The organism is Polaromonas sp. CT11-55 (assembly GCF_047303325.1).
Lineage (GTDB): Bacteria > Pseudomonadota > Gammaproteobacteria > Burkholderiales > Burkholderiaceae_C > Polaromonas.
Map to the genome: position 1 here is coordinate 94,126 of NZ_JBKBEX010000018.1, position 11,149 is coordinate 105,274.

Sequence of the window (11,149 nt, forward strand, 5' to 3'; positions counted from 1 at the left end):
TCAGCCCTGGCTTTCGAAAAAGCGCTCCAGCAATGCGGCAAAGGCAGCCGGTTGCTCGACCGCGCTCAGGTGCGCGGCCGGCAAGGTTTGAAGCTGGGCGCCCGGAATGCTCTTGCAGATCGCCTCGGACATGGCCACAGGCGTGGCCTCGTCGCGCGTGCCGGCGATCACCAGCGCGGGGCACTGGATGCCGCCGTTGCCGGCGCGAAAGTCTATGCCGGCCACCGCCTTGCAGCTCGCGGCATAAGCCACCGCGTCGGTGCCCACCAGCCGCTCGCGCAAGGCGGCCACACGCTGCTTGCCGCCGCCCGCTTCATCGACGCGGAACTCCGGCGTGAACCAGCGCTGCAGCGCGCCGTCGGCAATCGCCTCCATGCCTTGGGCCAGCACCGTCTGCACACGCGCCGCCCACATGGCGCGCGCCGCTTCGTCGTAATACATCGCGGCATTGGCGATCGTGATGCTTTTGACCAGCTGAGGATATTCCGCGGCCAGCGCCTGCGCGGTCATGCCGCCCATGCTCAGGCCCACAAAATGCACGGGACCGCCGCCCTGCGCCGTGATAAAGCCCGCCGCGTCATCGGCCAGCATCGCCATGCTGTAGGGGCCGGGCACGGCTTCCGAGCGGCCGTGGCCGCGGTGGTCGTAGCGCAGCACGGTGTAGCGCGACTTGAGCGCGGCGGCCACGCCGTCCCACATGCCGAGTTCGCAGCCCAGGGCGTGGCTGAGCACCACCGCCGGGCCGCTGCCCTCCCGGGCCCAGTGCAGATAAGGTTTTTTCATGCCTGGCCCTCCGGCAGCAGACCTTTTTCACGCAGGATCTCGCCGGCCAGCGCGAAGGCATGGTTGGCGGCGGGCACGCCGCAGTAAATCGCGGCCTGCAAAATGACTTCCTTGATCTCGTCGGGCGTAAGCCGCGATTCGGGCGGACCGTCCAGCGCGGCGCGCACATGCATCACGAATTCCTCATAGGCCTTGAGCGCGATCATGGTCGACAGCACCATGAGGCGGCGCGTCTTGTCGCCCAGCGCCGGCCGGCCCCAGATCTCGTTCCAGGCATAGCGCGTGATCAGGTCCTGGAACTCGCCGTTGAAGGCATTGCTTTTGGCGATGGACTTGTCCACCCAGGCGTCGCCGAGGACACGGCGGCGGTTGACCATGCCTTTTTCGTTGTCACTTTTCGCGTTGCTCATGAACTCACCTTGCTGCGTTTGTTGTCGTCGGGTTGCGAAACCAGGGCCTGCAGCGCATCGGCCTGGGCATGTGCCTGGGCCGCGGCCTGCTTGGCCAGTTCGGGGTTAAACCATTCCTCGGCAGCGTCCGGCGACAGCTCGGCGCGCAATGCATCGAGGTTGGCGCGCATGCGCTGGGTGTCCACCTGCAGGCCGGGCAGCGCATGGGCCATGGCGCGCACCGAGCCGTGCGCCGACATCAGCAGGCCCGGCCATTCGGCCAGCTCGGCCTGCCAGTTGCCCAGCGCGCGCTCGTGCTCCTGCGGCATGGCGGCCAGCAAGGCCGCCACGCGCTGCGGCGCACGCACGCTGGCGGCCAGCGCCACCATGCAGGCCACCGGGTTGCGCTTGTGCGGCATGGCCGAGGAACCGCCGCGCCCGGGCTCGGTGGGCTCGGCCAGTTCGCCGATCTCGTACTGGCCCATCAGCGAAATATCCTTGGCGATCTTGCCCAGGCTGCCCACCAGCAGGCCCAGCTCGCAGCCCAGCGCCACCCATTCGTCGCGCTGGGTGTGCCAGGGGAAGGCGCTGGCCTTGAGCTTCAAGTCGGCGGCCATGTGGGCGGTGATTTGCGGGCCCTTGCCCTGCATCTGCGCCAGTGTGCCCACCGCGCCGCCCAGTTGCACGGCCAGCGCGTTGTCGGCGGCGACCCGCAGGCGCAGCAGGCTGCGCGCCAGCGGTGCGGCCCAGCCCGCGCATTTAAAACCAAAACTCGTGACCGAGGCCGGCTGCATCAGGGTACGCGCCATCACCGGGTCGGCTGCGTGGCGGCGCGCCAGCACCAGCAGGGCCGCCACCGCCTTGCGGATGTCGGCCTCGACCAGGTTCAGCGCATTGCGGGTCACCAGCGCCAGCGCGGTGTCTATGACGTCCTGCGAGGTGGAGCCGAAATGCACATAAGCGGCGGCCTCCTTGTTGAAGAGCGCCACGGTTTCCTTGAGGCTTTTGACCAGCGGGATCGCGATGCTGCCGGCGCGCCCGCTTTCGCGCACGATCTTGGCAACGTCGAAGAGCTCGACCTTGCAGGTGCCGACGATGGACTGGGCGGCCGCCTCGGGAATCAGGCCGGCGCCGGCCTGGGCGCGCGCCAGCGAAGCCTCAAAGCGCAGCATCGCATCAATAAAGTTGCGCTCGCTGAACGCATCCAGGACTTCGGGCGTGGAGAGAAAACCTTCAAAGATACTGCTCATTCCATGCGACTCTCAAAATTATCAAACCCGGCATAAGGCCTCACCGCTTATCGTTTATCGTTTACCGCTTTAAACGCATCTGGTTGGGCAAGGGGACGGAACGGCGCAGCACGTCCTCGCCCAGCCACAGGGCCGAGCGCCAGCCGCGCTCCGCCACCGAGGGCAAGGGCATCTGCTGGTAGTCGTCGTTGAACACCTCAAAGCTGTAGTCGCCGCGGTAGCCCAGGCCGTGCAGCCGGGTCACCAGCGTGGCCAGCGCCTCGCTGTGCACGCCCTCACCCGGGAATACGCGGAAATGCCGGGCCGTGGCGATGCGCTCCTCAACCGACTTGATCTCGGTCCACATGAAGTCAGCCAGCTGCACCAGGAAAATCTTGTCCGGATCCAGGATGTCGAGCTCCTCCAGCGAAGTGTTCGTGGCGAACATATGGTAGGAATCAAAGCCCAGGCCCAGGTTGGGCATGTCGGCCTGGCAGATGATCTCCCAGGCCTGCGGAAATTCGTTGACCACGCGGCCCCAGGACAGGGCCTCGTAGGCGATCTTGATGTTCATCGGGATCGCCAGCATGGCCAGCTTGCGCAGGTCCTTGACCAGCGCCGCGGTCTCGCCCGTGGCATGCACCGAGGTCGAGGAGCAGACCAGCAGCAGCCGGCAGTCCAGCGCATGGCACATGTCCAGCATGGACTTGGCGATGTCCATCTTGTAGTCGTGCAGATGGCCCGAGAGCCCCTCGAAGTCGCGCAGCACCTGAAAGCCCGTGACGCGCAGGCCGCTGGCGCGCACCGCCGCGACGGCGGCCTGCATGCCTTCGGGGTGGCCGACGATGTCCCTGGCCGCCAGCATGATCTGCGTGAAGCCGGCTTCGCGCACGGCCCTGAGCTTGGCCTCCAGCGGCCCCGCAAGCGAGATAGTGTCCATCCCGAAGTCGTCAATGTTTCCGCTGTAGTGGCTCATGATGATTGCCGCTTGTTCAGCGCTCGTTGTGGACCAGCTCGAAGCTCACGCTGCCCATCCAGGTGCGGGTGAGCGCGCCGCGGTCCTCGGTGTGCACGCCGCGCGATTCGACGAACTCCACGCCGCGCTTGGTGAGTTCGGCCACCGAGGCCAGCACGTCGGGGCTGCCCAGTCCCACGCGCTGCAGGGCTTCATCGCCCTCCACGTCCAGCACGCTGGCTTCGGGCTCTATCAGCTGCAGGTAAAAACGCGAGGCCGCTGGGCAGGGGCTGCGCAGGATGCGGCCTTTGGGCAATATGCCGAAGCGCTGGTCGTCGGGCAGGTCGGTGAAGCCAAAAAGCTCGCGGTAGAACTCGGCCCAGTCCTCGGTGCGGTCGTTGCCGATGTACTGCACGACGCCGAAAAAATGCAGGCCGGCCACGGCCGGCGGGTGCGGGTCCACGGTCGGGATGGGCACGAAGTCCACGTCGTAGATCGAGAAGGTGTCGTAGCGGTCGACAAAATAAATGCGGCTCTTGCCCACGCCGTGGATGGCCGGGATGTTGAGCTCCATCACCTCGACACGCGAAGGCACGGCCCAGGCGCCGCGCTCCAGGGCGCGGCGATAGGCCTCGGCCGCGTCGCGCACGCGCAGCGCGACGGCGGCGATCACCGGCTTGTCGGTGGGCGCGGCACCATCGGGCATGGCGGGAATGTGGGCATTGACGATGACGTTCATGCCGCCCTGGCGGTACAGCATGACTTCGCGAGAACGGTGCCGGGCCACCGGCCTGAAGCCCATCATCTCCAGCACCTGGCCCAGGGCCTGCGGCTTGGAGGTGGTGTATTCGATGAACTCAATCCCGTCCATGCCCAGCGGGTTGGCGACTTCGGGGATGGCTTCACGGTCGGTGGGGGCTTGGATGGCGGTGCTCATGGTGTTCTCCCGGTCAGGTGTTCCAGACAGATCAGGCGGCCTTCACGGTCGCGCCCGGCACATGGCCGCCGCCCAGGAACAGGCGCTCGATGTTGGGGTCGGCCAGCAGTTCGGAGGCTTTTTTGTGCAGCACCAGCTGGCCTGATTCCAGCGCGATGGCGTCGTCCGATATTTTGAGCGCGCTCTTGACGTTCTGCTCGACCATGAGCACGGTCGTGCCCTGGGCCGCCAGCTTTTGCAGCAGCTTGAACACGTCCTGCACCACCATGGGCGACAGGCCTATGGAAGGCTCGTCGATCAGCAGCACCTTGGGGCGCAGCAGCAGCGCGCGGCCGATCTCGAGCTGCTTTTGCTCACCGCCCGACAGCGCCGAGGCCTGCGAATGCAGGCGCTCCTTGACGCGCGGGAAAAACTCCAGCACCTCGGGAATGCGCTCGTGCGTGGTCTTGGTGCCCAGGGTGATGCCGCCCAGCTCCAGGTTCTGGAACACGGTCAGTTGCCCAAACAGGTTGCGGCCCTGCGGCACAAAGGCAATCCCCTTGGCCAGCAGCTCTTTCTGGCTGGCGCCCGAGATATCCTCGCCGTCCAGCAGGATGTGGCCCTGGCGCGGCTTGAGCAGGCCGAACAGCGTTTTGAGCACTGTTGATTTGCCCGCGCCGTTGGGGCCCAGCAGCAAGGTGATGGAGCCGCGCCTGACCTTGAAGGACAGGTTGTTCAGGATCATGAAATCCTTGTAACCCGCCACCACGTCGTCGAATTCAATGCAGATGTCGTTTGCCATGTCAGTTTCCGAGGTAAGCGTCGAGCACTTCTTTATTAGCGCGGATCTCGGCCGGTGTGCCGATGGCCATGACTTTGCCTTCCACCATCACCATGATGCGATGGCACAGGTCCATCACAAAATCCATGTTGTGCTCGATCACGACAAAAGAGCTCTTGCGGCCGAACTTGGGGTTCTGGTTGAGTTCCTTGAGCAGCGAGGAGATGCCGCCCACCAGGCTGGGGTTCACGCCGGCGCAGGGCTCGTCGAGCAGCACCAGGTCGGGCTCGGCCATAAAGGCCATGGCGATGTCCACCAGCTTCTGCTGGCCGTAGCTCAGGGTGCCGGCCAGCTTGTCGGCCACGTGGCGTATGCGGAACTGGTCGATCAGCGCGTCGGCCTTGTCGCCCAGGCCCGAATCGCCGGGCGCGAACATGCGGCTGAACATGCTGCCCTTGTGCTCCTGTGCGGCCACGATGAGGTTGTCACGCACCGTCATCTTGCCGAAGACCTGCAGGGTCTGGAAGGTGCGGCCCACGCCGCGGCGGCTCAGCTCCAGCGGCGACAGGCCGGTGATGTTCTGGCCGTTGAGTTCGATCGATCCCTCGTTGGGCGTGATCTGGCCCAGCACGCTGTTGAACATGGTGGTCTTGCCCGAACCATTGGGGCCTATGACGCCAAAGATCTCGCCCGGCATGACTTCGAAGGACACACCGCCCACCGCCTGGATGGCGCCGTAAGCCTTTTTGAGCCCGGTGACTTTTAACAATGCATTGCTCATGACGTCGCTCCAATCCGGCCGGCGGCCGCCGCACGCGCCTGGGAAGCCTCGCGCGCCGCGCGCTTGCTGCGTATGCGGTCGGGAATGCTGAGCAATCCGTCGGGCAGCCAGACCATCAGGATCACCACCGCGGCGCCAAACATCGGCAAATACCAGTTGGACACCAGGGGCACGTCGCGCAGCCATTCCGGCAGCACCACACCCACGGCGGCGCCAACGACAGGCCCGAGGAAATACCCGGCACCGCCGACCACCACCATCAAATACAGCATGATGGACGCCGCCACGGCGAAAGGCCCGGGCTCGATGAACTGCACCAGCGAAGCAAACAGCGCGCCCGCAATGCCCGCATAGACCGCGCCTATGGCAAAGCTCAGCAGCGTGTAGTTGCGGATGTTCACGCCCAGGCTTTCGGCGCGTATCGGGTTGTCGCGCAGCGCCGTGAAGGCCTTGCCCCAGGGCGAGCGCAGCAGGCCCCACAGCAGGCCGGCCAGCAGCAGTGTCACCGCGAGCACGAAGTAGTAGTAGGCCAGGTTGCCTTCGAGCGAGTAGCCGAACAGCGAGGGCCGCGCGATGTTGTTGATGCCGAAGGTGCCGCCCGTGAGCCACTCCTCATTGCGCATCACCAGCCAGATCGCGGTGTTAAAGCCCAGTGTGGCGAACGCCAGGTAAATCGCCTGCACGCGCAGCGCCGGAAAACCCAGGATCAGGCCGACGGCAAAGCAGATCAGCGCGGCGGCCGGCAGACCCAGCCAGAAACTGAAGCCGGCTTTCATCAGGATGGCCACGGTGTACGCGCCTATGCCGAAGAAGGCCGCGTGACCCAGCGACTTCTGGCCCGCATAGCCGACCGTGAGGTTCAGGCCCATGGTGGCGACGATGAAGACCAGCCAGTAGGTCAGCAGGTAGATGCCGTAGTTCTTGAGGAACTGCGGCACCACCAGCACCAGCAAGGCGGCCAGGACCGTCAGCACCAGGGCGAATTTGTTGTTGGCGAGCTTCATACCTTGCGCTCCTCTTTTTTACCCAGCAGGCCTTGTGGCTTGAAGAGAATCACCACCATAAAAATCACCAGCGCCACCGCGTCCTTGTAGGCGGGCGAGATGTAGGCCGAGGCGAGGTTTTCAGCTACCCCCACGATCAGGCCTCCCAGCAGCGCGCCGCGCGAATTGTTGAACCCGCCGATGATGGCGGCGAAAAATGCCTTGGTGCCCAGGCCCTCGCCCATATCGAACTTGGCGAGGTAGGTGGGTGTGACCAGCAAGGCGGCCACCACCGCCAGCACGGCGTTGATGGCGAAGGTGTAGAAAATCATGCGCGGCACATTGATACCGAGCACCGAGGCGCTCTCGGTATTTTGCGCGACGGCCTGCATGGCCCGGCCCGTCACGGTTTTGGCCAGGAAGGCCTGCGTCGCCATCACCACCACCAGCGCCAGCGCGAAGGTGCCCACGTCCTGCAGGGTGATCGTGACCCCTGCGATGTTGAACAGCTTGTCGGCGAACAGGCTGGGGAAAGGATGGGCTTCGGCGCTGTAGCCGGCGCGCACGCCGTTGCGCAGCGCGATCGAAAGGCCTATGGTCGCCACGACGATGGGCATCATGCCGTATTTGAAGAGCGGGTCCACCACGCCGCGCTTGAAGACCCAGCCCAGCAGCAGCACGGCCAGCAGCGTCGCCATCACAAAGCTCACCAGCATGGGTGCGCCCAGCGAGATGAAGGCCAGCATCATGAAGGCCGGCAACATGACAAATTCGCCCTGGGCGAAGTTGATCGTTCCCGAGGCCTGCCACAGCAGGGTGAAGCCCAGTGCCGCCAGCGCATAAATGCTGCCGGTGGCCAGGCCCGAAAAAAAGAGTTGGAGAAAGTCCGTCATGGAGAAGTCCGATGGTGGAGAAAGCCGGTTGTCGTCAGCGGAGGTTCCGCAGGGACGGAGCTTGCGCCCTGCCCCTCCGGCGGCCGGCCCCGCTTGGCCGGCCTGGGTTTACGTCACTTCTTGGCGGCCGGCTTGGAGGCAGCCGGTTTGGGGGCGGGCGCGGCGGACGCCAGCGGCATGGCCTTGCTCACGTCGCGGGTGGCCAGGCCCAGGGGCGGCACCATGTCGATGACTTCCTGCTTGCCGTTTTTGACTTCCACCATGAAGCTCATGCGGTCCAGGTCGCCCTTGTTGTCGAACTCGGTGTACATCAGCGCGCCGGGGTATTTGTCGGTGTTCACTTTCAAGCCCTTCATGGCTTCGGCCACGGCCTTGCGGTCCAGCTTGCCGGCTCTTTCAATCGCGGCCTTGAGCACGTAGACACCGGAGTAGCCCTTCATGCCGTTATGGTCGGAGATGTATTTGTACTCTTTCTCGAACTTGGCCTTGAAGGCGCGGATGGCGGGCACCGGGGCGTCCACCGTCAGACCCACGTGGGCGATCGCGCCGTTGGCGGCATCGCCGGCCAGCTCGATGACTTTCTGGCCGGTCAGCGTGGTCTCGCCGATGATGGGCTTGGTCCAGCCCTGCTTGCGCAGCTCGCGCAGCAGGCGCGCCGACTCTTCCTCATTGGAATAGGCAAACACGCCGTCCGCATTGCTTTGTTTGGCGCGCAGCACCGCGGCCGAGAAGTCGACCTGGCCGGGTTCAGTGGAGATTTCAGCCAGGATCTTGGTCGGCGTATTGGCCAGGGCCTTGCGAATAGCATCCATGCCGCCCTTGCCGAAGTCGTTGTTCACGTAGATGACGGCAATGCTCTTGAGCTTGGCCTGGTCGCTGATGTAGCGCGCCACTTTGGGCATGGCGGTGGCCTGCGTGAAGCTGGTGCGGAACACATAAGGATTGCCCTGCTCGGTGATGCTGGCCGCTTCGCCGCCGGTGAAGTTGGGCACTTCAGCGCGCCGCGACTCGGCCATGCTGACCATGATGGAGCCGGAGAACACCGGACCGAAGATGGCGAACACATTGTCGTCAATCGCTTTTTGCGTCAGGCCCTTGGCCACGCCGGGGTTGCTTTGCGTGTCGGTGGCGGTGGTCTGGATTTTTTTGCCCAGGATGCCGCCGTTGGCGTTGATTTCCTTGACGGCGAGTTCCACGCCGTTCTTGAAATTGGTACCCGCCGTGGCGCCGCCGCCGGACAGTTCCACGATGTTGGCGATCTTGATCACATCTTGCGCGAAGCCGGCCGTGCTGCCCATGGCCAGCGCGCAAGCCGCGATCAGTTGAAGGGCGAATCGTTTTTGCATGCTTGTCTCCTCTGGTTAAAAATCAATGCGGTCCAAAAAAAGCCATCAAAGGGCGGCCAACGGCGCACTGGCGTGCGCCCCGGAAACCGTCGCCCGGCCGCCCGCCGGGATACGCCGGATTTCACCCGCCAGCGCGGCCGGGTACAAATGCTCGCGGATAAAAGTCGCGTCGCGCCGCACCGCCTCGGCGGCCTCGGCATAGCCGAAAAACTCCAGGTAGTCCGGCGCCTGCTGGATCAACATTTCAAAGCCGGGCTGGGCCACCAGCCCGCGGCCGCGCACCGCACGCACCAGCGGTGTCGGCTGGTTCTTCATGAGGATGTCGACCACGGCCGCATGCGGCGCCAGGCGCGATACATCGCAGGGCAGCGGGTCGGCGGCCTGCAGGCCCAGGGGCGAGGCATTGACGACCAGGTCGTAGCCCGAGGGATCGCCGCTGCCGGCGGCCAGCACACGCGTGCCCGCGGCTTGCGGCGCCGAGGCGATGTGGGCGGCGATAGCCTGGGCCTTGCCCGGCACCGGGTCGTAGAGCGCAATTTCGGCCGGGGCGCGGCTGCCGGCAATCGCCAGTGAGGCCGCAATCGCCGAAGCGCCGCCGCCGGCGCCCAGCACCAGCACGCGCTTGCCGGTGTAGGCCAGGCCGAAGTAGTCGAGCGAAGACACAAAGCCCTTGCCGTCGAACAGCCCGCCTTCGAGCTTCCCGTCCGGGTTGCGGCGTATGCCGTTGACGGCGCCGGCCACCCGGCCATAGTCATTGCAATGCGACAGCAGGCCCATCACCAGCGACTTGTGGGGAATGGCCAGAAACATGCCCTTGATGTTCTTTGCCAGAAAGGCCGTACGCACAAAGGCTTCGATGTCGCCGGCCGCCACATGCACGGGCACCAGCACGGCATTGATGCCCAGGGTTCTGAAGATCAGGTTGAAAACATCCGGCGCCCGGACCTGCTCCACCGGATCGCCGGGAATCAGGTAGACGTCGGTATTGCCCTGCACGGTTGGAAGCATGTCGAAGTTCGCCTTGTAATTCGCTAATCTGTTCGATGATCGATTAATCAGCGCTTGATGGCCTGAACTTTATAGGCCGATAAGGCTACTTCAAAGGAATATCCTTGATATCTGAGCGATTATCGATCAATAATGATCGATAATCGACCGAAACAAGGGTTAGACCTATGAACACCTCCAGCGCTTCCCATGAGCCCGACGCCCTGCAGGCGCCCAGCCCGCCCGCGCTCGACAAGCGCGACTGGATCGCCGGCCTCGAAAAAGGCCTGGGCATCATTGAATGTTTTGACGACGCCAACCCGCGCCTGACAGCAAGCCAGGCCGGCGTGCGCTGCGGCATGACACGCACCGCGGCGCGCCGCTATCTGCTGACATTGGAACATCTGGGTTATGTGGCCAGCGACGGCAAGCTGTTCTGGCTCACGCCCCGCGTGCTCAGGCTGGGCCAGTCCTATCTCGAATCGGCCCGGCTACCGCGCATCGTCCAGCCCTTTTTGCAGCGCGTGACCGCCGGCACCCAGGAAAGCGCATATGTCAGCGTGATGGACGGCGACGACATCGTCTACATCGCGCGCAACGGCTCCAGCCGCGCGATGAACACAGGCTACGTGCTGGGCTCGCGCGTGCAGGCCCAGGTTACCGCCGCGGGTTTGCTGATGCTGTCCATGCGCGAGCCCGCCTGGCTGGATAAATGGCTGGCCAACCACGAACTCAAGGCCTACACCTCCTACACCATCGCCAGCAAAGACCGCCTGCGCATAGAGCTGGCCCGCGTGCGCGCCCAGGGCTGGGCGATTTCCGAGCAGCAGCTGGAGTTGAATTACCGGGGTATCGCGGTACCCCTGCGCGACCGGCATGGTGACGTGGCGGGGGCGCTCAGTGTGACCATGCCCATGGGGCATGAGTCGAGTGAAGAGGCGGTTGGGAGGGTTTTGTCTGTTTTGCGCGAGACGGCGCAGGCAATGAGGAACTTGATTTGACCTTGCCGGTCGGGCTGGGGCCGGTTCTTGTTCCGGCCTTTGCACTCTTTGCTGAGGGCGGCTGGCCGGGCAACCCCCGGCCAGCCGCTCTCAGCAGAGGAAAGA

At 64.7% G+C, this 11,149-nt stretch carries 12 protein-coding genes; 1 reads left to right on the plus strand and 11 read right to left on the minus strand.

The window, feature by feature from the left end; translation table 11 throughout:
• From ACEN8I_RS16575 to ACEN8I_RS16625, 11 genes are all read right to left on the minus strand, one after another.
• On the minus strand, positions 1-783 hold the full coding sequence (locus ACEN8I_RS16575; RefSeq protein WP_413329620.1) for an alpha/beta fold hydrolase: 783 nt from the start codon (positions 781-783) through the stop codon (positions 1-3).
• Positions 780-1,193 (minus strand): carboxymuconolactone decarboxylase family protein, encoded by a 414-nt coding sequence (locus ACEN8I_RS16580; RefSeq protein WP_413329621.1) that lies wholly within the window; start codon positions 1,191-1,193, stop codon positions 780-782. Before ACEN8I_RS16580 ends, ACEN8I_RS16575 begins: the two co-directional genes overlap by 4 nt.
• The gene (gene pcaB / locus ACEN8I_RS16585) at positions 1,190-2,422 is read right to left on the minus strand and encodes a 3-carboxy-cis,cis-muconate cycloisomerase (protein WP_413329622.1); all 1,233 of its coding nucleotides are present in this window, start codon (positions 2,420-2,422) and stop codon (positions 1,190-1,192) included. Before pcaB ends, ACEN8I_RS16580 begins: the two co-directional genes overlap by 4 nt.
• A gap of 61 nt (positions 2,423-2,483) precedes the next feature.
• Positions 2,484-3,377 carry a sugar phosphate isomerase/epimerase family protein gene (locus tag ACEN8I_RS16590; protein ID WP_413329623.1) on the minus strand — a complete coding sequence of 298 codons (894 nt, stop codon included), beginning with the start codon at positions 3,375-3,377 and terminating at the stop codon, positions 2,484-2,486.
• Between the two features lie 16 nt (positions 3,378-3,393).
• Positions 3,394-4,293, minus strand: a complete 900-nt coding sequence (locus tag ACEN8I_RS16595) for a 4-hydroxyphenylpyruvate dioxygenase (protein WP_413329624.1) — start codon at positions 4,291-4,293, stop codon at positions 3,394-3,396.
• 31 nt (positions 4,294-4,324) lie between these two features.
• Positions 4,325-5,074 (minus strand): ABC transporter ATP-binding protein, encoded by a 750-nt coding sequence (locus tag ACEN8I_RS16600; protein WP_413329625.1) that lies wholly within the window; start codon positions 5,072-5,074, stop codon positions 4,325-4,327.
• 1 nt (position 5,075) lies between these two features.
• On the minus strand, positions 5,076-5,834 hold the full coding sequence (locus tag ACEN8I_RS16605) for an ABC transporter ATP-binding protein (protein WP_074575522.1): 759 nt from the start codon (positions 5,832-5,834) through the stop codon (positions 5,076-5,078).
• Positions 5,831-6,838, minus strand: a complete 1,008-nt coding sequence (locus ACEN8I_RS16610) for a branched-chain amino acid ABC transporter permease (RefSeq protein WP_413329626.1) — start codon at positions 6,836-6,838, stop codon at positions 5,831-5,833. Before ACEN8I_RS16610 ends, ACEN8I_RS16605 begins: the two co-directional genes overlap by 4 nt.
• Complete coding sequence (locus tag ACEN8I_RS16615; RefSeq protein ID WP_074575524.1) at positions 6,835-7,710, minus strand: branched-chain amino acid ABC transporter permease; 876 nt, start codon at positions 7,708-7,710, stop codon at positions 6,835-6,837. Before ACEN8I_RS16615 ends, ACEN8I_RS16610 begins: the two co-directional genes overlap by 4 nt.
• 113 nt (positions 7,711-7,823) lie before the next feature.
• On the minus strand, positions 7,824-9,056 hold the full coding sequence (locus ACEN8I_RS16620) for an ABC transporter substrate-binding protein (RefSeq protein ID WP_413329627.1): 1,233 nt from the start codon (positions 9,054-9,056) through the stop codon (positions 7,824-7,826).
• Positions 9,057-9,101: 45 nt separating this feature from the next.
• Positions 9,102-10,064 (minus strand): shikimate dehydrogenase family protein, encoded by a 963-nt coding sequence (locus tag ACEN8I_RS16625; protein ID WP_413329628.1) that lies wholly within the window; start codon positions 10,062-10,064, stop codon positions 9,102-9,104.
• A 167-nt stretch (positions 10,065-10,231) separates the two neighbouring features.
• On the opposite strand from ACEN8I_RS16625, the gene ACEN8I_RS16630 reads away from it, so the two are divergent.
• Entirely contained in the window at positions 10,232-11,044 is an 813-nt protein-coding gene (locus tag ACEN8I_RS16630; protein WP_413329629.1) for an IclR family transcriptional regulator C-terminal domain-containing protein, read from the plus strand.
• Positions 11,045-11,149 lie beyond the last annotated feature (105 nt).